This is a genomic window from Limnothrix sp. FACHB-881, assembly GCF_014698135.1.
Classification (GTDB): Bacteria; Cyanobacteriota; Cyanobacteriia; order CACIAM-69d; family CACIAM-69d; genus CACIAM-69d.
In genome coordinates this window covers 90,349-111,848 of sequence record NZ_JACJSN010000006.1, presented here as the reverse complement: position 1 = coordinate 111,848, position 21,500 = coordinate 90,349, and the positions used below count along the sequence as shown (strand labels likewise).

18 protein-coding genes and 1 tRNA gene are annotated in these 21,500 nt (G+C 55.9%); 8 read left to right on the top strand and 11 right to left on the bottom strand.

Translation table 11 applies throughout. From position 1 onward, the window contains the following. The first annotated feature begins 468 nt into the window (after nucleotides 1–468). Entirely contained in the window at nucleotides 469–1,173 is a 705-nt protein-coding gene (locus H6G52_RS07845) for a phycobilisome rod-core linker polypeptide (protein ID WP_190527537.1), read from the top strand. Between the two features lie 382 nt (nucleotides 1,174–1,555). On the opposite strand, the gene H6G52_RS07840 is transcribed toward H6G52_RS07845, so the two are convergent. Continuing rightward, nucleotides 1,556–1,849 carry a DUF3288 family protein gene (locus tag H6G52_RS07840; protein ID WP_099534356.1) on the bottom strand — a complete coding sequence of 98 codons (294 nt, stop codon included), beginning with the start codon at nucleotides 1,847–1,849 and terminating at the stop codon, nucleotides 1,556–1,558. 78 nt (nucleotides 1,850–1,927) lie between these two features. Further along, complete coding sequence (locus H6G52_RS07835; protein ID WP_099534355.1) at nucleotides 1,928–2,314, bottom strand: hypothetical protein; 387 nt, start codon at nucleotides 2,312–2,314, stop codon at nucleotides 1,928–1,930. Nucleotides 2,315–2,489: 175 nt separating this feature from the next. Here H6G52_RS07835 and H6G52_RS07830 point away from each other — a divergent pair, with 175 nt between their 5' ends. Next, a complete protein-coding gene (locus H6G52_RS07830; RefSeq protein WP_190527535.1) occupies nucleotides 2,490–2,936 on the top strand; it encodes a DUF6636 domain-containing protein in 447 nt (148 codons plus the stop codon). Here the strand turns inward: H6G52_RS07830 and H6G52_RS07825 are convergent. After that, the gene (locus H6G52_RS07825; RefSeq protein WP_190527533.1) at nucleotides 2,933–3,742 is read right to left on the bottom strand and encodes a DUF362 domain-containing protein; all 810 of its coding nucleotides are present in this window, start codon (nucleotides 3,740–3,742) and stop codon (nucleotides 2,933–2,935) included. The genes H6G52_RS07830 and H6G52_RS07825 overlap by 4 nt on opposite strands. A 113-nt stretch (nucleotides 3,743–3,855) precedes the next feature. Then, nucleotides 3,856–5,538 carry a GTPase family protein gene (locus H6G52_RS07820; RefSeq protein ID WP_242026263.1) on the bottom strand — a complete coding sequence of 561 codons (1,683 nt, stop codon included), beginning with the start codon at nucleotides 5,536–5,538 and terminating at the stop codon, nucleotides 3,856–3,858. Nucleotides 5,539–5,962: 424 nt separating this feature from the next. On the opposite strand from H6G52_RS07820, the gene H6G52_RS07815 reads away from it, so the two are divergent. Then, a complete protein-coding gene (locus tag H6G52_RS07815) occupies nucleotides 5,963–7,249 on the top strand; it encodes a pitrilysin family protein (RefSeq protein WP_190355203.1) in 1,287 nt (428 codons plus the stop codon). Nucleotides 7,250–7,375: 126 nt separating this feature from the next. Here the strand turns inward: H6G52_RS07815 and H6G52_RS07810 are convergent, their stop codons facing one another. From H6G52_RS07810 to trpD, 3 genes are all read right to left on the bottom strand, one after another. Next, entirely contained in the window at nucleotides 7,376–8,668 is a 1,293-nt protein-coding gene (locus H6G52_RS07810; RefSeq protein WP_099534349.1) for a polysaccharide biosynthesis C-terminal domain-containing protein, read from the bottom strand. Nucleotides 8,669–8,751: 83 nt separating this feature from the next. After that, nucleotides 8,752–10,674 (bottom strand): glycoside hydrolase family 9 protein, encoded by a 1,923-nt coding sequence (locus H6G52_RS07805; RefSeq protein ID WP_242026273.1) that lies wholly within the window; start codon nucleotides 10,672–10,674, stop codon nucleotides 8,752–8,754. A gap of 818 nt (nucleotides 10,675–11,492) precedes the next feature. Beyond that, entirely contained in the window at nucleotides 11,493–12,557 is a 1,065-nt protein-coding gene (gene trpD, locus H6G52_RS07800; RefSeq protein WP_190527530.1) for an anthranilate phosphoribosyltransferase, read from the bottom strand. 174 nt (nucleotides 12,558–12,731) lie between these two features. Here trpD and H6G52_RS07795 point away from each other — a divergent pair. The 3 genes from H6G52_RS07795 (at nucleotide 12,732) to H6G52_RS07785 (ending at nucleotide 14,133) form a co-directional block, all read left to right on the top strand. Beyond that, nucleotides 12,732–12,803: transfer RNA gene (locus H6G52_RS07795), tRNA-Gly, on the top strand. A 188-nt stretch (nucleotides 12,804–12,991) separates the two neighbouring features. Continuing rightward, nucleotides 12,992–13,693, top strand: coding sequence for a DUF433 domain-containing protein (locus H6G52_RS07790; protein ID WP_190355199.1), 702 nt, complete (start codon nucleotides 12,992–12,994; stop codon nucleotides 13,691–13,693). Continuing rightward, entirely contained in the window at nucleotides 13,690–14,133 is a 444-nt protein-coding gene (locus H6G52_RS07785) for a DUF5615 family PIN-like protein (RefSeq protein ID WP_190527528.1), read from the top strand. The genes H6G52_RS07790 and H6G52_RS07785 overlap by 4 nt, the downstream gene beginning before the upstream one ends. A gap of 23 nt (nucleotides 14,134–14,156) precedes the next feature. On the opposite strand, the gene H6G52_RS07780 is transcribed toward H6G52_RS07785, so the two are convergent. Next, nucleotides 14,157–14,966: an HAD family hydrolase gene (locus H6G52_RS07780; protein WP_190527526.1), complete on the bottom strand. Its 810-nt coding sequence runs from the start codon at nucleotides 14,964–14,966 to the stop codon at nucleotides 14,157–14,159. A 182-nt stretch (nucleotides 14,967–15,148) separates the two neighbouring features. On the opposite strand from H6G52_RS07780, the gene H6G52_RS07775 reads away from it, so the two are divergent. Beyond that, nucleotides 15,149–17,293 (top strand): D-Ala-D-Ala carboxypeptidase family metallohydrolase, encoded by a 2,145-nt coding sequence (locus H6G52_RS07775; protein ID WP_190527524.1) that lies wholly within the window; start codon nucleotides 15,149–15,151, stop codon nucleotides 17,291–17,293. 55 nt (nucleotides 17,294–17,348) lie between these two features. On the opposite strand, the gene glp is transcribed toward H6G52_RS07775, so the two are convergent. Beyond that, nucleotides 17,349–18,569, bottom strand: coding sequence for a gephyrin-like molybdotransferase Glp (glp, locus tag H6G52_RS07770; RefSeq protein ID WP_190527647.1), 1,221 nt, complete (start codon nucleotides 18,567–18,569; stop codon nucleotides 17,349–17,351). Between the two features lie 207 nt (nucleotides 18,570–18,776). Between glp and xseB the strand changes: the two genes are divergently transcribed. Beyond that, nucleotides 18,777–19,022 carry an exodeoxyribonuclease VII small subunit gene (xseB, locus tag H6G52_RS07765; RefSeq protein ID WP_190355294.1) on the top strand — a complete coding sequence of 82 codons (246 nt, stop codon included), beginning with the start codon at nucleotides 18,777–18,779 and terminating at the stop codon, nucleotides 19,020–19,022. A 119-nt stretch (nucleotides 19,023–19,141) separates the two neighbouring features. Here the strand turns inward: xseB and H6G52_RS07760 are convergent, their stop codons facing one another. Further along, nucleotides 19,142–20,599, bottom strand: a complete 1,458-nt coding sequence (locus H6G52_RS07760; protein WP_190527523.1) for a DUF3084 domain-containing protein — start codon at nucleotides 20,597–20,599, stop codon at nucleotides 19,142–19,144. Nucleotides 20,600–20,685: 86 nt separating this feature from the next. Then, complete coding sequence (ntcA, locus tag H6G52_RS07755; protein WP_099533558.1) at nucleotides 20,686–21,357, bottom strand: global nitrogen regulator NtcA; 672 nt, start codon at nucleotides 21,355–21,357, stop codon at nucleotides 20,686–20,688. Between the last annotated feature and the right edge of the window lie 143 nt (nucleotides 21,358–21,500).

Sequence of the window (21,500 nt, the reverse complement as noted above, 5' to 3'; positions counted from 1 at the left end):
AGCACAAATTAAGCGTAAACCGATTGAGATTTTGCAATTTCCAAAGAAGATCAAATTTATTGAATCTTCGGTCTCTGAGAAAAACTTACAAATACTTGCAAAAAACCGCCTTTGGAGTTGAGAAGAATTGCGGAATCCTACTTTTCTCAAATGACTAAGCTTAATTACTCATGCCCTAACCTATGCTGAAGCAGGTTGTGGTTTAAACCTCAGAAGAATGTTGTTCAACATTGTTGGCAATTTGATGGATTAATCTATTCGGTTGCCTTCTTTAAAATCTCCTTCCCTGCTAGTGCCAATCTGCTCTGGATTGAACAATCTTTTGATTCCAATTTCCAGAGCAGTTCTTCAGCAAAACTGAGCAGATTCCAAAAATTTGGCTTCAGCTTTGGCTTCGGCTTTGGCTTCCAACCAGGAGCCACCGAGCTTCTATAAATCCGGAATTGAAACTGAAAGAGTGATTGGTTTATGGCACTTCCCCTTCTGGATTACCCCCTGACTTCTCAAAACCAGCGAGTGGATGGTTTTGAAGTTGCCAATCAAGGTGGTTTGCGTCTCATCACCAATGAGATTGATGAGGTGATTCGCGCGGCCTATCGGCAAATTTTTAATGAGCAACAGCTAACGGCCAGCAGCCGTCTTTTGGCGCTGGAATCTCAACTGCGCTGCGGTCAAATTTCGGTGCAAGACTTCATTCGCGGCCTGGCCACTTCCGAAGTGTTTCGCACGCGCAATTACGACACCAATAATAATTATCGCTTTGTGCAGATGTGTGTACAGCGAATTTTGGGTCGTGAGGTTTATAACAATCGGGAAAAACTGTCTTGGTCGATCGTTTTGGCCACCGAAGGTTTGAATGGGTTCATTGACTCGTTGCTCAACAGCGAGGAATATCAAACCCACTTTGGACGGGACACGGTTCCCTATCAACGGCGGCGGATTTTGCCTCAGCGATCGAGCGGTGCAGTAACCTTTGCGCACACGGCTCGCTATGGCGAAGATTATCGCGATCGCTTGCCAAAACCCATGGATGTGCAGTTTGGTTTGTTCAATTGGGAAACCTTTATGCGCCAGGCCGATTGGCCCACGGCGATCGGTTTGTTGGCGGGCATGTCGCTCTTGATTGCGGCGTTGTTGCTGTTCTCTGTGACGATCGGAAGCAGCGCGGCCTAAGCCGTTTCTCTTTTTTGTTGTATGTAGATCAATCCTTCCCTTACAGATCAACTCGGCTCAATGCAGCCTAGGATTCTGTGAGCAAAGCCAGACGACCCAGATGCTGCTTCGGGAGTTTTCCGTGCTCTCCCGAGGCAGTTTTTTAGATTTTCAGATTGCAATTGCTGATCAAGTTTTAGATTTTCAGATTGCAATTGCTGATCAAGACTGAATTAGAGGATGTCTACAAGGTATTTTTTAACGTGGATCAAGCACGAACCGTCGTTGGGGCAAGGAGCTTAAGCCCCTTGTCTTTGTTGTTTGGTCAGACCCGTAAGGTAGCAATTTAGGCTTTTCAGACACCCTTGTATTGACAGGTATTGACAGCCCAATTGATGAGGTTTTAACTCCAATCTTCTTCATCACGACGACGGCTGTTGACCTGATAAATATTGCCTTGGGCGTGCAATTCACGAGTTTTTTGATAGAGTGATTCCTCATCAAACCCCCAGCGGCTGAGGGCTTTGTCCAGGTCGGCTTGAATTTGTCTGGCTCCTGGAAAGTTGCGATAGCGAATTCGTAACCTGGCTAATTCACAAACATAAAAATCGGTGGGATCGCTGGTCAAAATGGCTTGCACCAAGTTGCGATCGACCATTTCTTGTGGGTGTTGTTGATCTTGCTGCTTCATATTCAATAACTTTTTTATTTTTACTTTTTTATTTTCATTTATTTTTAAATTATCTTTCTCTCTATTTTCTCTCTTATTTTGACCTTACTTCTGGTTGCTGTTTTTCGGCTTCATCGTTTCCCAAACGCCGGCCGTGGCGCTGGCTAAGCCTGATAGGCCCAATGTGGCCACTGTCCCGATCGCCTGGGACAAGAACAAATGCACCAAAAAGCCAAACCCGAGAAAGGGAATGACACTGAAAATGGAGGCATAAAAAGCGTTTTGGGATTCGCGAACAGTCCGAGTTTTTTCAAATTCTTCCGTGGAAAAATAGAGCGATCGCTCGGCAAAATCAAACCAGCGAATCAAGAGATCCATCAGCCGATCGCTCACGGCCGGCAACGCCAAATAGAGAGCGAGTGACCACAGGCCTGAACTTGCCAAAAGGGCTGCATCCACATGCAGAGACAATGGCAGCAGATCAGTAAACATAGGGCTTGGGGTCACTCATGGTGCTCGGTATTATACCCGGTTTGTAGCGTGATATACATTTCCTCATTGTTCACCATCGGCTAGCATCGGGTTGTGTTGCGGCGAAACGGCCCAATGGCTGTTGCTTGGCTCGCGATGAGAACAGGGCAAAAGGCCTTAGGAACTGTAGAAACTGATGGATTCTCTTGCGCGACTTTCTCGATGGTTAATTCCGGCGGCGGTGGCTGGCCTCAGTTGGGGCACGGTTCAGGTTCATCCTATGCAGGCTGATTCCGGGATTCAAGGGTTTGTGTTACCCAGCGGTAACATTATCTGTGGCTCTTGGATGGATGGCGGCCAGGGCTATTTGCGCTGTCATGTGCAGTCGGGGTTGCGGCCACTGCCCCCGCAGCCCGCCGATTGTAATTTGGATTGGGGTCATGAAATCTTGCTGAATGCCAACGGCCAGACCGAGGTGCTTTGTGTGGGAGACACGATCGCGGGCCCATATCCTCGATTGAATTACAACCAGGTTTGGGAGCGAAATGGATTTCGTTGCGAAGCCAAAACCACCGGTTTAACCTGCCGTGCTCGGAATGGTCGGGGCATGTTCTTGAGTCGAGAACGCTGGCGAAAAATCTAGGGGATATCCCTTTGGGTTCTGAGCCGATCGATGGCGGCCAAATAATCGGGCAGCGGTTCTTGGCCGGTTTGGCAAGCGAGCCGATCGACTGCAATTAAATCACTGCCAAAAAAGACCCGATCGAGCGGTAGGGTTTGCCCTCGATCAGGTCGATAGTCGGGGCTGAAATATTTGACCGTGCCATCCACCACCGCCCCGTTAAACAGATGGCCAATGCAGAAATAAACATCCTGCAAAACCTGCGGCACGGAGGGGCGATGGAGCTGGCCACGGGAGTGGGGGCTGCGTGCTTTGTAGCGATCGCGCGGAAAGAGACCGTAGAGATTTTTCAGGGAGGCGGAAATGAGGGGAGCCTCTTTCAAATGGGTGCGCTTGAGGGCCCCGATCGAGATTCGACAGTCCACCTCCCGCAACAGGGCCGGGGCCCACATGGAACGAAAGCGCACGGGCAAGGGCGATTGATTCTCGTATTCCGCCAAGGGCAGGCTGTCCGCATCAACCAGGGTCATGCCCTGATCCAATAACCGATGCAGACCGCGCCGCTGGGCAATTTCCGCGAGGGAAACCGGCGAGCATACACCTTCCACAATCAAGATTTCCGCTTGGGGAGCAACCGATCGCAAGGTTTGCAAAACAGTGGCCAAGACTCGATCGCCCACGGTGACCGGTGGCCCCACGGGATAGCCCAAATTGGGTTTCACCAAAATTCGCTGTGCCCCGATCGCCTCGGCAGGGGGTTGATAGCTCCAAGCCTCACTGGCCACAACGGCCGTGGGCGGGATGGTGGGGGAAAAGGTGGCAGTCATGGAGAAAGGGGGACGAAGCGATTGTGATGGAATCGTTGGGCTAGGTGGCTTGCCGGCCCGGACAATCCGCAAGAATCATAAACTCGCAATTAACCAGCAAAGGGCGATCGACCCTAGGGGGCTGGTGGTGGGTTGGGTGCGTCGGTGGGTTCCGGATCGGGCGGGTCAAGGCGGGAGCGATCGAAGGCCCGATCGAACGTGGCTTTCATGGCGGCCTGGATTCGATCGGGATCCGGTTTGCGGCCGCCCATTAAGTCTCCGAAATAGACACAGGCTCCCTCTCCCAAGGCCAGGGTATAGGCCGCTGCCCAGGAAGCGGCGATCGCACTGCCAAAGCCGGGGACAAATTTCACCAACTCCCGCCCGATCGCCTGGGCCAAAAATCCGCCCGCGATCGTGCTGATGATGCCGCCCACTTGCGATCGAGTGAGTTTTTGGCCATAGAGCTGTCCCAACAGGCCAACCATGGAAACTTGCAGCGCCGTCAGCACCGGCATGGATGCGAAGGGCAAAGGCACGGCCTCAACTGCCGCCGCGGCCGCCGCAAAGGCCAACACATAGCGCCGCCCCACATCCCGATAGAGGTTGCTGATTTGGCGGCCCGGCTCCCCGTCCAAAACCGAATCCAACAATTGATGGATGGTGCGGGCTTCGGCTTCCGGCAGCAAATCCGCCAGGGCATCGCGCAAGGCTTCCAAACCATAAAAAGTGGGGTGATAGTCATCCTCCTCGCGGGTGAAATCCAACAGTACAGCGCGATCGAACAGGCCCGCAAAGGCTTCCTGCAATGCCGCAAAGGGCCGGGCCACCGCCTCCAGGCCCAGAGGATCCGCCGGGTGATCTTCAACCGTTGCCGGATAAACCTCATGCAAACAGGTGACCGCCAGCAAACAAGGCACGGCGGGATAGCGTTGGCGCAGGGTGGCGACCACTTGCCGCAGGGTTTCGGTGGCAAAGTCGTTGATCTTCACTGTGAGGATCAAAATTCTGGCCCGATCGGGATCCTCGTCAAAATCCGTCAGCAAGGCTTGGGCGATCGCCTGGCTGTCCCGTTCCGCATCCCCTAAACCCACCGTGTCCGTAAAAATCAGCAGCGGCAACTCATCGGAGGGATAGGCATAGCGTGCCGTGTGTTGCGTGTGGGGCCGAAAGCCTTGGCCCACAATTTCCACCGAAACTCCCGTTAGCCCTCGGACGATCGAACTTTTGCCCGCCTGGGGTTTTCCCAACAGGGTCACTTCTGTGGTGGGCAGTTGGGCCCGCACTTCCGCCAACACCGCCGCCACCCGATCGTCACTGACGCTAAACCATTGGGTTAGGGATTGCACCCCCTGGGCCAGGGTTTCGCCGGGTTTGAGATGACCTAGGGCGGCAGATAGATCTGACAAATTCTTTGGTAGATTCGGCAAATTTTTTGGCAAATTTGGCAAGTTCGGCAGATTAGGTAAATTCGGCAAATTAACCGACCAATTACGAGGCAAATTGGGTAATTCCGTCGGTAAGTTGGGCAGGTTGGGCAAACTGGGTAAATTTGGCAAATTCAAGCCCGTCAGCCGATCCTTCGCCGATTGCCAAGCATTAGTCCACAAACCCGGTCGCTGCGGCTCGCGGGGCGACTCCCCGATCGACGCTGAAGACGGCTCCGCATCCTGGCCCGTTGCGCCTTCTAGAATCATGTCCGGCGGCATGACTTCCGGCGGCTCGATCGCCCCCGACGAGGGCCCATCAGCCGGGCGATCGGCCCCTGAGGCTTTGATTTCTGTTGGTTCAGGAGCGGGGGAATCAAAATCCGGCATATCAGCAATAGTTAGCGGTGGTTGCTGTCTGAAACGGGTCTTGAACGGGTCTTGGACGAGGATCGAGTGAAATTTGAATTTCCTTAAAGTTTGACTGAGAACTTGCGCTTGAAATTTAATGAATTCACTCAAATCTCAACAATCCAAAGCATAACTTTAAACCAAGGATTCAATCTCTCAAAATCGCGGCTGCAATCGGTTAGAACAGGTCTAGCACCTGAAGATTGTCTGCAATTCCTACACCGCTCCTATCATTCAATGGCATTGGTTACGGGTGATGACAGGTGAGCATTCAGCCCTGGTCTGGGACAGCGATCGCCTGCCAAACTAGAGAACTGGGATTTTGTAGCGAATCGATCGGTTCCTGATAAAAGGTGCTGGCTACGATGGCGGATCCCAGTTGTGTTTTAGGAGTGGCGATCGGATGGTACAGAGTCCTTGGAGAACTGAGCAAGTTCCTCGCCCCAACCGTCAACAGCCGGAGCTGTGGCAATTGGCCAATGGTTTGCGGGTGGTTTATCACTATGTGCCCGTTAGCCCGGTGGTGACCATGGATGTGTGGGTGAAGGCGGGGGCTGTGGCTGAACCGATCGCCTGGGATGGGATGGCGCACTTCCTAGAACACATGATTTTTAAGGGCACTGACCGGTTGGGCCCCGGGGAATTTGACCGGGCGATCGAGAGTCGCGGCGGAGCCACCAACGCCGCCACCAGTCACGATTATGCCCATTATTTTGTGACCACGGCGGTGGAACATGCGGAAGCCACCCTGCCCCACTTGGCGGAGTTGTTGCTGAATGCGACGATTCCCGATCAGGAATTTGAGCTGGAGCGATCGGTGGTGCTCGAAGAAATCCGCCAGGCCTATGACAGCCCCGATTGGGTGGGATTTCAGATGCTGCTGTCGCGGGTCTATCCCGACCATGCCTATGGGCGATCGGTTTTGGGCAGTGAAGAATCCTTGATGAAGCGATCGCCCGCTGAGATGCGGCGGTTCCATGCCTGTCACTACCAACCGGAAAATCTGGTGGTGGCCCTGGTGGGAGGGTTGCCGCCCGATCGCGCCCGTCACTTGATGGAATCGGCCTTTGCGGCCTTTGGTCAGCCCCAAGCCTGTCCTCCCCAGCCGATCGGGCAAACTCCGCCGATTGCCGCCGTCCATCGCCAAGAGCTACACCGGCCCTATCTTGAACAAGCTCGGGTGATGATGGCCTGGACGGGGCCCAGCTTGCAAGACATTGGCGATACCTATGCTTTGGAAGTGCTGGCCACCGTTCTCGGCATTGGGCGCACCTCGCGCTTGGTCAGCGATTTGCGCGAAGACCGGCAATGGGTTTTGGCGATCGACTGCGAAGCCAGTGCCCAACGAGATGCCAGCTTACTCACGATCGGCGCTTGGTTGGATGTGCGGGATGTGGGCGTGGTGGAAGCCTGCATTTGTGATCATCTGGCCCTGCTGCGCGATCACCCCATTAACCCGATCGAGCTGAAGCGGGCCCAGCGTCTTCTGTGCAGCGACTATATTTTCGCCACGGAAACCCCCAACCAACTCGCCAGCCTCTATGGCTACTACGGCCTGTTGGATCAACTGCCCGAAGCAACGGTTTATCCCGATCGGATCCAGGCCGTCGGCCCCGAAGACGTGCAACGGGTGGCACAAAAATATCTTTCCCCCGATCGCTATGCCATGGTTACCTTGGTTCCGTCCTAGAGTGGGATCGATCGACCAAGACAAGGGGTTTCAGTCCTTTGCGCTCATCATGATGAATGCTTGGCAAGTCCGAAAATCAATCGGCTTGCACAGCAACCAACTCCTAACCGGTGATTAACCCGTTGATTAACCCTTGGTCTTCATGGCCAACTCGCGCCGCCAGAAAAAGGCCGCCGCTCCCCACAGCCCCACCATCTTGAACGTTTCCGAAGCCAGCGTCGCCCAAATGGCCCCCGCCCAGGAATAGGACGGAATCAAGATTAGGTTCAGCACCACATTCAAAATGGCAGCGGTGACTTGAATTAAGCTCCGTTGCCCCTGGTGGCCCGAAGAGGTGAGGCAATCGGCCGCCAAATACTGCATTCCCAAAATCAAATGCACGGGGGCGAACCAACGCAACACCCCGATCGCCTCGCGATATTCCGACCCCAAAATCCACTCCACCACCGGGGCAAAGAAAAACATCCCCAATCCCCCCAGCACCCCGTAGCCCGCGATCAGCGGAAACAGGCGCTTGGCAAACTGAATACTGCCGTCAATGCCATTAGTACCCGCCTGGAAAAAGCGAGCATAATTCGCCGCGCCAATGGCCAAGATCGGCTGGTAGCCCACATCCACAAACCGATAGCCCGCCCCATAGATCCCGGCAGCCTCTTCATTCACCAAGCTAGAGAGCAGGGTTTTATCCGCATTGGCATTAATCGTTTCAGCGGAACCGGCAATCGAAAAGTAAAACCCTTGACCCAGTTCCCACTCGCAATTGGGCTTGGGCCACAGGGGCCAGCCCGCCTGCCGACTAGCCAACACAAAGGCCACAAGGGCCGGCAACACTGACGCAATGCAGTAAAAAATCGACCAGGTTTCTGCCGATCGCCAGTCGGGAACCAGCCACAGGGCCCCCACCGCCAAAAACTTCACGGCACTGAAAAGCACCTTGAGCTGGGCTGGGCGAGCCGCCACCCCCACCGATAAAAACGCCGAACTGCTAAATTCCAGCAGACAAACGCCCCAATAGTCCCCCAGGGCCATCCACAGCACCAACCAGGGGGAAACTTGGCTGCCCCAAATTCGACTCGCCAGCAACATCACCAACCCAATGCCCAGCAGGGAAGACCAGCCCCAAACGAATAGGGACTTCCCCCACTCGGTGCGGAAACTGCTGCGATCGCGCGAAACCGTCCGCATCAACAAGTGGGCATAACCAACCCCAATGAAAGGCGAAAGCATGGCCACCAAGGACAACACCCCGATCAGTTCGCCATACTCTTTGGATCCTAAAAACCGCGCCACAAAAATGAAGTACAGCGCCTGGATCGCCACGCTAATCACCCTGGCGGCAATCATCCAGAGATTGTCTTGCACCGAGGATTTCCCCAGAGTGGTGCGCAGACGTTGCAGGACTCCTTGAAGGTTGGGCATAGGAGCTAGTGAGTGAAGAGTGAAAAGGAGTGGAAAATTGCACCCAAACTAACACCGTCGCTACACAAAACCTCTGGAAAAGATTACGGACTGGTAATACTGGCCAGCAAACGAACGTAGGCCGCTTGATAGTAAATGGCTGGTTCCGTGAGTTCCCAACTATTCACCGGCCAGCCGGTGGGTGAGTCGAGATAGCGCTTTTGGATGGGCTGTTGTTTGACGGATTCTTGGTTGCCGGTGTAGTCGCGGTTGGGCCCGCCCACCAAATATCCGGGAGCCGGGCCCGGTTTTCCGGGGGCAACGCGCTCATACTCACCACGCCCCAACCATTCGTGATACATGCTGGTGACCGATCGCTCGGCTCCCAGACTGCCCATGTTGGTTAGGTAAACAAACCCCAAGGGATTCACGCCATGGAGGTAGTGCAAATGGGCCATAGCCCGGGCTTGTAGGCTGGTGTTGCGATCGGGCACTGCGCCATAGCGAATTGCGTCCCGGTTGCTGTTGCCATAGTTGGCCTGAACTTGGTTGCTGCCCCAGTGATATTGCTCATCGGGCAGTGACACCCGATAGGGATCCAGATCCATGCGCAAGCCGTAGGCCTGGGTTTGGGTGCGCACCATATTCACGAATCGATCGCGAATTTGCTTGACCAAGGCGGCATCTGCGTTGGGCAAGCGGGTATAGAGCAGCAGCGCATCGCCTTCGTGGGCCCGATACCGACCCCAAACGTTGTCGTTCCAAGGCTGGGAAGCGGTGAGATATTTTGCAAGTTGGGTGCTGTAGTCGGGGTTGCCGGTGAGGGCAAACAGGTGAACAGCGGCGGCGGCAGCATTGCCCTGTTGCTCGGTCACGGGGCGATCGGCATCCCCGGCTTTAATTTCCTGGGTGTCGCAATCGGTCTTGAGGGGATTTTGCTGAAACCAGTTCCAAGCCCGAATGGCCCGCTGTTCCAAATCTCGGGACTCCCCTTGCAGGGCGGGAAACTGCCGATAGACTCGGGCCGCATGGGCAAAGGCGGCCGCCGTGGCGATCGTGGAGGAAGAGCATTTGGGCCCGTAATATCGGGGGCGACGATCTTGGCTGGGGCGATCGGCCGCATTGTGATCCAGCACGCCCACCTTGATCAACACGCCGCCATCGTCTTCCTGCATTCGCTTCAGCCAATCCACTTCCCACTTAATCTCATCGATGAGGTCGGGGATGCCGTTGCCCGATTCGGGAATGTTGAACCGATCGGTGAAGGCTCGGGGGTTTTCTTCGTAGGCCGTCAGCAGTTGATTCACCACGGGGCCCGCAAAGGTGCTGTATTTGTTCGTATCACCTGCATCAAACCATCCCCCTCGCAGGTCGCGGGCCGTGGCGGGATCATCCTTGGCACTGACCGATCGAGCTTGAGAATCCTGATTGGGGCCCAAAAAAGCCGCCCCATCTTGCCACTTGCCAGCCACAGAACCCGTTTTGTTGAAACCGGCCCGCTGGTAATAAAACACACGTGTGGCGGTTACCAGGTTTTTTTGGTAAACATTGGCCTGAATTTGAAAGGGAAATGATTGCTCGCCCCGTTCCCGATCAACCACCACATAGGTTCCCGATTGTTTCACGGTCGAAAAATCAAAATGCCAGGCCCGATCGCCCGACTGACCGTGGATTTGGCCCCCATTCCAAGGGGTAAGAGCACCCGAAAAAACCACCGCATTAGTCGAGGTATTTCGAACTTCATAGACCGATCCCGGCGTGAAGGCTCGGTTGGCATTTTCACCCCGCTGCGGAGAAGCAATCACCGCCACTTTGGGATCCTGAGGTCGATAGCCAAACTGATCCACCAAAATTCGAGGAATGGGTTCATTACCACCCCCCGTTCCCCCGTTAAATGGCAGCGATGCCCAAGCCTGCATGGTGTATTGGAACAGCGATTGATTCGCCAAGGATTGAGACCCAAAATCCATGATCCCTAGCCCCGCTAGCAACGCTCCACTCAGCCAAACCCACTTCCAACGTTGCATCACAAACCTTTCTCCTTGGGACAGGTGCTATTAGCCAAATTTCATTGCTAGGCAGGACGACTGAGATCAGAACTCTAGGTAGTTATCTCAGATCATCATTTCAAGTCATGATTTCAAGCCATAGTTGCAAGAAAATCAAATCAACTATTTGAGAAGGTGACTAGTATCGCGACAGGCTTAATACATTGGGTCAAAGTTGCGGAGTCAGTCGTGGTAACAAGGGGCTTAAGCCCCTTGCTGCCTAACGATTTGGTGGCGATAATAGCTATGTAATTTAACCCAGCAAATTAAGGCAGCCACGCTACTAGAATGATTTGAGATCGGCCAATAATTAAATAATGCTGGAAAAGAAAATGCTGAAAAAGAATGATTTATTATGTTTTCAGTGTGTATCAAATTAAACAACAAAAAACAGTAATTGAATTGATTGTAAGGCTGATCATGGTTGAACCCATGAATGGTTACTCTCAATTGGTCAAATGGGTTGAGGCTGTGGTGCTTGTCAATTCCCAAATTTTGAATTCTTTTGAATTTTAAGTTGGGTTGAGCGCGATGCCATCTGAATTAGCCTAGCCTTTCTATCATACTAATGGAAAAAGCGTCTGGGCCCTGAAGGGAGATAGTCTTTAGATTAATCTTTTTTTGAAAGCAGTCGTTAACCGAATCTTCACAAATTAGGTTTCCAGATTGGCATTGTTTTTTGGCACAAACTTGCTGGAAATCTAGCAATTATGCCAACGGGTTGCGATCGGGAAGGAAAAAGAACCGCCAAAAATCAGCCCTAATCCCGCCCGATCGCCCCCTGATCCTCGGCAACTTTAGGCTTTCAGGAATTCTCGTAGCGCCACCAGTTTTTCCCAGGCGGCCCCGCTCGCCAGGATTTCCTTGGCCCGAGCCACCCCAACAGCACAGGCTTCCGGCGACCCGATCGGCTCAGCGATCGCCCCGGCAACTTGGAGGGCCAGGGATGCATTCAGGGCCACGGCATCCCGCTGGGCGATCGAGCCTTGACCCTGAAGCACTTGGCGCAAAATTTCGGCATTTTCGCTGGGATCACCACCCACCAAGGCAGCCGTGGGCGCGGCCGCACAGCCGGCCGCCACCGGATCCAACTCAAAGCGGGCGATCGCCCCATCGGCCAACACAGCTAGATCGGTCACATCCGCCAACCCCCCTTCATCCAAACCTTCGCGCCCATGGAGGACGATCGCCCGCTGAGTGCCCAGCCGATTCAGGGCCCCGGCCATCACCTCAATCAAATCGCTTTTGAAAGTACCGATCACCTGGCCCGTGGGCCGCAGGGGATTCACCAGGGGCCCCAACAGGTTAAACACGGTGCGCACCTTCAGGGCTTGGCGAATGGGCGCGACGGCTTTCATGGCTGGATGCCAACCGGGCGCAAACAGAAACGTGATCCCCACCTGATGCGCCGCCGCTTGGATTTGGGCAGGATCTGCACCGAGGCGAATTCCCAGCGCCTCCAGCACATCGGCGGATCCCGACTTGCTGGAAGCGGCCCGGTTCCCATGCTTCACCACCGTGACCCCAGCGGCGGCGGCCACAAAGGCGACGGCCGTGGAAATGTTGAAGGTGGAAGCCCCGTCGCCACCCGTGCCGCAAGTGTCGATCGAGGGGCTGGGCAGCGGATCGCCCGTCACGCTCACCGATTGGCTCAGCAAAACCTGGGCCATCCCAGCCAGCTCATCAGCCGTTACCCCCTTGGCCTGGAGAGCAGCCAAAATTGCGCCCGACAGGGCTGGAGCCAGCCCATCATCCAACCAAGCTTGCATCAGTTGGGCGGCCTGAGCTTGGGACAGGGATGCTTGATCGAGCAGTTGCTTCAACAGGGTGGGCCCATCAAAGGTCGTGGCGGCGGCAGTCATAACCGAAGCTCCAGGGGCGATCGCGCGAGAAAGTCCAGTGCTAGAATACTATCCGCGCTCAAAATTCCGGGCCCCCAAGCCGAGAATCAGCCCACCAATCCCCCTTGCTTGAGGGCTGGCTAGAGGTTGATTCAGTAGCTCAAAGGCAAGCAATTGGGGTAAAGTAACAACCGCGCGGGTGTAGTTCAGTGGTAGAACGTCAGCTTCCCAAGCTGAATGTCGTGGGTTCGAGTCCCATCACCCGCTTAGTTTCTGCGACACTGCGATTTCAGGTAACCAACAAATCCCTTAGACAAATCGCTCAGATTGCTTGATCGAGTTTCCTGATCACTGCAATGGCATCATTAGTGATTAATTAGCCCTGGTTAGGTGCTGCCTCAGTCTTCAGCAAAAATCCGATAACGCTTGGTCAGCAAAACTGTTTTGGGCAACACATGGTGAAGTGGGATGACGATATCTATAACACCCCAGCGTATTCGGTGACGGATGCTGCGCGGTATTTGCGCATCCCAGTTGTGACTCTGCGCTCTTGGCTTAAGGGGCGTTCCTATGCCACCCAGATTGGTCAGCAAGCGTTTGAGCCACTGATTCAGCGGCCCGATTTAGCGCTGCCCCAGCTCTCGTTCACAAACCTGGTAGAGGCTCATGTTTTGCGAATTATTCGTGAAACCCATCAGGTCAAGCTTGATAAAGTTCGCAATGCCCTAGATTACATGAGCCAGCAGTTTGACACGGCTCACCCATTGGTGATGAGACGGTTTCAAACCGATGGGGTTGATTTGTTTGTGGATCAAGTGGATCGGCTGGTTAATGTTTCTCGATCGGGCCAGCTTGCCATGCGCGAAACCTTGAAACACCTGCTGACCCGCATTGAGTGGAACGCAGAGGGAATCGCCAACCGATTTTTTCCCATCATTGAGTGGGTTCCTGAGCCAGGCACTGACAAGATTATTTTCCTCGACCCATCCATTCGGTTTGGTAAGCCGGTCATTGCAGGTCAGGGAGTGCCTACCGCTGCCATTGTTAGCCTGATTGATGCGGGTGACTCGATCGACGATGTAGCAGATGAGTTTGATTGCTCTCCTGCACAAATTAAGGCTGCCATTCAGTTTGAAGCTCAAAACCGTGCCGCGTGACTCCAGCCGATCGCCCTATTTTCTTTATTGATTGGTGCCTCGGAAAGTCGGTGGCCAAGGCCCTCAGGGAAGTGGGTGCTCAAGTTGAGCATCATGGCAATTTTTTTGCCCAAAATACCCCTGACCCAGAGTGGTTGACGGTGGTGGGCGATCGGGGTTGGGTCGTGCTGACCAAAGATGAGGCGATTGGAACCAATAAGCTGGAATTGGGGGCGATCGCCCATGCTGAAGCAAGGGTTTTCATCTTGGTGTCAGGCAACTTGAACCGTCAGCAAATGGCTGCCTTATTTGTTGAGGTGTTACCCAAATTGGAACGGTTCAGCCAGGGCAACCAAGCGCCCTTTATTGCCAAAATCTACAGAGATGGCAGAGTTGAACGCTGGAAAAATCGTACCCAGTTGCTCAAACTATTGAAGGGGAGAGAATTGCTGGATCTTTGAGAAAATTCTTTGAACATGGAGGCTCAGTCGGCCCAATGAGCGAGAATAGCGGCCACTAGTTCGCAAAAACCTTCTCCCTCAGCGCTGGGAGTGATGTGCGCCGGTTGATGGAGCAGCTCGCTGAGGTAGGAACGCACGTTGGCCACGCCGACGGAGCGGGGAAAAAGGGTCGGGTCAAATAGGCTTTCATCATTGGGGCTGTCCCCGATCGTCAGGACTTGATCGAGGGAACAACCGGGCCACAACAGTTTGATCGCCCGTTGGAGTCCCGCAGCCTTGTTTTGTTCTGGGAGCTTGATGTGGGCTTGCACGGCACTGTAGGTAAATCCCCAGCCCAAGGCCGCCAGCGATTCCCCCATGGCCGATAGGGTTTGGCGATCGATGCCCGGCAAATCTGCCAGATCAAAAGTCCAATCGGTGATTCGAAAGCGGTTATCGGGGGCCGGGTGCAGGCGGGGAAAATGATGATGAAATTCTGTTTGGAGGATGCCAAAGACATCGGCCAAGGCATCGCGATGGGTGATCGGGTCGGTTACGTCCACTAGCCATTGTCCCTCGGGTTGATCGCGCCGATAGAGCAGACCGCCGTTTTCCGCGATCGCCCCTGCGATCGGCAGGTATTCCACCAGGGCGCTAACCCAACCGGCCGATCGCCCGGTGACGATCAGGACGGGAATTCCGGCCTGTTGCAAGCGCTCCAAGGCCAAAAACAGGTGACTGGAAAATCGACCCGATCGGGTCAAGGTGCCGTCCATATCGGTGGCGATCGCCCGGAGGCCGGGAGCAAGGGCAGCGGCCATCGCCGCCAGCGAGGACTGAGGAGACAAGGGCATAGCGATCGACCCGTTTGCAAATATCGCAATGTACAGTGGGGAATGTTTTGGCCGCAAGTGGCGCGATCGCCCCATGGTCTGAATTGTCTGAACAAATTCTGATTCGGCCTTCAACGCTCCTTCAAGGCCGTCTAAACCCTGCAAACGTATTTAAACGTATTTAACGGATTGGCTGGACCCATATGGCTACCACCGCACTTGATCGGGACGCGCATCTGTTTCACCTGGCTGCCCAGCGAGCGGGAATTCATATGCCCATTTTGCCCGCGCTCCAGGAAGCCCATGATCAGCCAACCCCAGAAGGGGAAAGGGGGTTGGGCTTAACCAGTGCGGATCAAGAGCAGGTGGACAGCCTGCCAGATCAGGTGATGGAAGCGGCCCTGTTGGTGCGACGGTTAACGGATTCTTTGATCCAATCCGGTTGGAAGGCCGATCGAATCTGGCAGGTGAGTGTTGAGCAATATAGCCCTGAGGTGTTGGCCGTGTTGGCCCGGGGCTTTGAAGACAAAACCAGTGGCGGGCTGATCCTGGCTGGTTGCTCGCTCGATCGGCTCATGGCCGCCTATCGCCAATTTTGCACCTTGGAGCGATCGACCCAGATTGTTCCCGCCAACACCGCCCTCACCGGCAGCACCTTCACCATCGATCGGGCCCTGCTCGACACGATCGAGCGTCTGCCCCAGTTCTATCAAGGCTACGTGCATCAACGGGAAGCCCTGATTGAAGCGACCCGCATTTGGCGCGGCCTGGCCACCCGGGAAGACACCTTGGTTTCCTTGGGGTTGCCCGCCTTGAACTACACCGATGCGGCCCTGGACACGGCCTTGGTCACCTTCATCCGGCGTTTGTCGCCCAACTATTCCGGCTTTCCGCACCAGCGAGAGGCCCTGTTGCGGTTGGTGCAAATTTGGCGGCAACTGGATTCGCGCCAATCGGCGATCGCCTCACTCAGCGACAGCAACTTAAGCCTGTTGCCCCGTAATTACGATCCGGCCCTGCTGGCCTTTGTGCTGCGGGTTCCGGAGTTCTATGCGGGCAGCGGCACTCAGCGCAATGCGGCCACCGAAACCGTCCGCATGTGGCGAGATTTGGACAATCGCAACGCGGCCCTCACCAGCTTGGGGGTGAATCCGATTGTGTTTGCGAATCCGGCGGTCCCCGAAGCCAGCACCGCCGCCGCCCAGCTCGATCGGGAATTGCTTTCTTTTCTGCGGCGGTTGCCAGCCGCCTACCGAGCAACCCCAAATCAACAGGGCGCTTTGACTCGGTTGGTGCAACTGTGGCGCGGTTTAGAAACCCAGCAGGCCGCGATCGGCTCCCTGGAAACGGATTTGCGCACCATGCAATGGCAGGTGATGATCCTAAAACAGAACACCGTCCTCAAAAGTCAACCGGTTCAGGCTAGCGCCCTGCCGCGAAACGAAGTGGCCGCCATGCCCGCCGGGGAACTGTCGCTGATTGACTCGATCGAGCAAGGAACCCACTATCGAATCCTGACCGTGGAGCCAATCCGCGATCGACGGGAATGGTTTGTTTACCGGGGCCATGCGGACTTTTTGGAACCGGCCACCATGTTGGTGAAAACCAGTACCTTCCTCAAAACCCGCCCCCTACAGGCCAGCAGCTTGGGCAATGCGGAAAAGGTGGCTCTTTCCCCCGGAGAATTCCAAATTCGCAGCTATGAGGACGTGGGCGATCACCTGCGGATTCGGCTGGTGAAACCCATTAATAACCGGCTGGAATGGTTCATTTTTGAAGGCCACATCACCCTGCTGAATGTGGATGACTATCCCTCACCTCGGGATCCCGCGCCTGCGCCTGCGCCCGTACCTGTGCCTGCCCCTGCTCCCGCGCCTGTCCCCCGGCCCACCCCGGTTCCCACCCCGGCCCCTGTGCCCGATCGGGGACGGCGGATTCAAGTGCCCGGGCTGGGCACGGTTTGGACTCGTGACCCGATTATTGCGGGCGGTAACTTTAGTTGGGGTGAAGCCACCAAAGATGGCACGCGGATTCCCGAAAATTCCACCATCACCCAAAACATCATTGCCATGGCCCGGCGAATGCAAGAGGTGCGGGCCCGGCTGGGCAATCGCACCATCACCATCACGAGCTGGTATCGGCCCCCGGCCGTGAACCGGGCCGTGGGTGGGGCCCGCAACTCAACCCACATTCGGGGCCATGGTGTGGACTTTGTGGTGGCGGGGTTGTCGCCGCGTGCGGCCCAACGGATTTTGGATCCCTGGTGGCCCGGTGGTTTGGGCTATGGCTCCTCCTTTACCCATTTGGATAATCGGGGATATCGGGCCCGGTGGAATTACACCAATTAATGAGTGATCCAACCAAGGGGATGGTGGGGGAGGTCGATCGGGTTCAGTCCAGCGATCACCCCACGGCTCCACCCAGCAGCAGCACTTGAATTTCGCTGTGGGCGGCGATTTCGCTGGTTCCTTGGGGAACTTGGGCCAGGGCGGTGGTTCCCGCTAGGTTGATCAGGTTGCCAGAACTGTGGCTGCCTTTGGCCAGGCTAAAGACCAGTTGCCCTTCGATGATCTGCAACGATCCCCAAAGGTAAGTTTCTCGCCGCCCGGCCCCTTGCAGATCCTGCGCCGATCGCGCCGTCAGCCACTGCACCCCGTGGGGGCCCGATCGCCCCGACAGCTTCCGCAACAGGGGAGCCACAAACCGCCAACAACCCACCAGGGCCGAAACGGGATTTCCCGGCAAGCCCACATAGACCTTGGGGCCAAAGGTGGCCAGGGTCAGGGGCTTCCCGGGCCGCACGGCCACGGATTTGACGTGAATTTCGCCGCCCAACTCTGCCAAGACCGCATCCACATAGTCATAGTCCCCCACGGACACGCCCCCCGTGGACAGCACCAAATCCGCTTGGTCGATCGCCTGTTCAACGGCAGCTTTCAAAGCGGCGCGATCGTCCCGCACCACCCCAAGGGCGATCGGCTCCACACCCATTTGTTGCAAAAAGGCGATCAGGGCGTATTGATTGGAATCGACAATTTGCCCCGGTTGCAGGGGCTGATCGATCGTGCCCAGTTCATCGCCCGTGGAAAACACCGCCACCCGCGGCCGTCGCACCACCGTGACCCGATCGCACTGGGCCGCCGCCAACACCGCCAATTCAGCGGGCCCGATCGCCAACCCAGCGGGCAAAATCTGATCGCCCGATCGGCAAAACATCCCCTTCGCCCGCACAAATTCCCCCACGGCCGGCTGGCTCAACACCTTCACCCGATCGGGCCCGGCCGGTTCCGTGTCCTCTTGAATGGCGATCGCATCGGCCCCCGGCGGCATCATCGCCCCGGTGAAAATCCGCGCTGCCTGGCCGGGGCCCAAAGTTTGTTGCGGAGCCACCCCAGCCGGAATCGTTTCAATCACCTGCAATTCTGTTGGCCCCTGGGCCAGGTCAGCTTGGCGCACCGCGTAGCCGTCCATGGCGGAGTTGTCCCAGTGGGGAAAGTCCAAGCGCGATCGCACCGGTTCCGCTAACACCCGACCCAGGGCCGCCACGCTGGCGATCGATTCAGTGTCGGTGATTGGCGGCGTGATCCGTAGGGCGATCGCTTCAGCTTCTTGGGCGGAAATCATTAGTGAGTTGGGCATAGGGAGCGATCGTCAGTTTAAAACTCCCGGCCCGTGACTACAATTCCCGCAAGAATTCCCGCAAGGCGCGATCGCCACCCGCCCGCCTCCACCCTGACCGCCCCAGTAGAATGCGATATCGTTGGGGTCAAGGGGTTTCAACCCCTTGTCTATGATTGTGATCTGTTACCTGCTCGCTATTGCTTTTTGATCATGCCCCGCGCTAAAGCCCAACCCAGCCCTCCTGAAACCGCCCCCGATTGGCATTACGAAACGGCCATGGCCGAGGTGGAAACGATCGTGCGGCAACTGGAAACGGGCGACTTGGATTTGGATCAAGCTTTTGATCAATTCACCACTGCGGTCGATCGCCTGCAACAGTGCGATCGGTTCCTGCGCGATCGACAGGCCCAAGTGAGCCTAGCGATCGAAACATTGGATCATCTCGATCTGGAATAAGCTAGATGGTCTCGATCGCCAAATCGCTCGTCGTTGTTACGCCGTTACGCCCCTACCCGATCGCGCCCCATTGACGCGGGCCGGCCAATGCGCAAGATTTCCCAATGCGCAAGATTTCCTTACCCGATGCGCCTGGGGCGAGTCGATCGACGGGATTCAATCGGGGTGTTTGGGGGTGGTTCAATTTCGTAGAGCACCTGGCCATTGCGAACCGCCACAAAGGACAGGGACAGGGGGCCGGCGGTGTAAATGTCGCGGGCTGCAATCACCCGCACCTCGACGGGTTGGGTTTGAGACTCCAGCCAGCGCACAAATTGGATCAAGCCCGGCACATTTTCCACCCGGAAGCCATCGGCGGCGACTCCCGCTCGCTGGGCCCGAAACAGGGCTTGGCCCAAGGCGAGTTCCAGGCGATCGCGCAGTTCCGGTTGCGACAGGTTGGCAGGATCCAGGGAAGACATCGCCAGGGTTTCGCGACGGGTAAAGAGAATTTGATTCAGCGCCACATCCAAAACGACGCGGATGGGCGGTTCTTCGCCGGTCAGATAGTTGGCGGTGGAAATTACTTTCACGTAATATTCGCGACCATCGCGCACTTGAGAGATCACCTGCTCCACCTCTCCCCGCGAGAGAGAAATGGCCTGTTGATTGGCTCCGATGCCCGGCTGGGTGCGTTCAAGGGCAGCGCGGTTGGCGGCCACTAACAACCGCTCGATCGCCGCTTGGGTCATTTCGGGCGAGGGAATCCGCAAAATGCCGGCCGCCAACACTTCGCCCCGCCGCAGGGCCACGTTTCCTTCCCGCAGGGCCTGGGATTCTCGCTCCAGCCGCCGAACGGAAACTTCTAAGGATTGCAGCTCCGATTGGGCCGACTGAAACCGCTGGTTGGCATCTTGCAGTCGGGATTCCACGTCCTTGAGCCGCTGTTCTCGATCGCGGATTTGGACGGTGCGATCGCGGTTTTGGGCAATTAGGGTTTGATTCTGGCGATCGAGGGCTGATCGCTCATCCAAAAGGCGCGATCGATCCCCCTGAAGTTGGCGATTTTCTCCCCCAAGGCGTTGCAGGTCGCTTTGCAGGCTGAGCCGCTCGCCCTGGAGGGTTTTGATGTCGCTCAGCAGTTGCCGTGCCCGGCGGGAAACCTGGGTGAGCTGGGCCTTGGCGAGTCGGAATTGTTTATCGGCCTGGAGCAGACGCTTTTGGGCCACATTGAGGCGATTTTGGGTTTGGGCTTGCCTGGCCAGGGAGGCTTGCAGCGATCGGTTGATTTGGCTCAGTTCAGCGCGGGCCTGATCCTGTTGGATGCGGGCTTGATCCAGTTCCCGCCGGGCCCGCCCCAGGCGCGTTTGAATTTCCTCAAGTTCAAAAATGCCCGCCAAGAACAACAGACCCAAGGTGGATGCGGAAATCAGGCTGCCGGTCACGATCGTGACGAGGGTGGCCGTTTGGCGCGGTCGCAGGTTGAACAGGCTGAGGCGAGCTTTGCCCACGCGGGTGCCGAGCCGATCGCCCATGGTGGCAATCGCCCCACCTAACACCAAGGTGGCTAGCAAAATTAGTACATACCCGATCGTCATCGCCCTCTGTGCGATCGCTCCTTAAGCGGCCTTTGCCCAACAATCTAGGCCTTTGCAATGATAGTTTGGGCGAGGACGTTGGATGGTTAGGTAAACTGGTTCCCCAGGCTCACGGGGTTGTGTACCGTAATTTTCTTTTTGTGGATTGAGATGGCCTTGCGATCGCGCAAATCCCCAAGTAGCCGAGTCACCGTGACCCGAGTAGACCCGATCGCCTCGGCAATGGCTTGGTGAGAGAGCTTCAGATCGATCGTGATCCCATCGGAGCTGGGAACCCCAAAATCCCGGCACAGAATCAGCAAAAAGCTCACCAACCGAGATCCCATGTCGCGGTGGGCCAGGGTTTCGATCATCATCTCCGTTTGCAAAATTCGCGATGACAATCCCTGGAGCATCACCATGGCCAAGTCGGGATCATCCTTGAGGGCCTTTTCCACCCGATCGATCGGCACCGACAGCAACTCCACGGGCGTGAAGGCCACGGCGTGATAGAAGCGATCCGATCGATTGCCCGTCAGGAGCGACAACACCCCAAAAACCGTGTTTTCGCGCAGCAGGGCCACAGTAATTTCCTCGCCGGCCTCGTAGACACGGGAGAGTTTCACGGCCCCTTTCACCAAAAAGTAAACCCGTTCAGCCGGATCACCCGGGAAAAAAATCGTTTTGCCCCGATCAAACCGCTCAGTGGGCGGTGAGAAAGAATCTCCGCTCAGTTGGCGGAAAACAACGGCTAAAGGCTTGTCTACTGATAAGGGCATCTCGCTGCGCCGAACTGCCGAACTACTGAGAAACGTTATACCAAGCGCGATCGATTCGCGCATTTTTTTCGGATTTGATTTTTTGAGAGGTGGATACAAAACCCGATCTCAATCGATTAGGTTCGCGATCGCCAAGCCCAAAA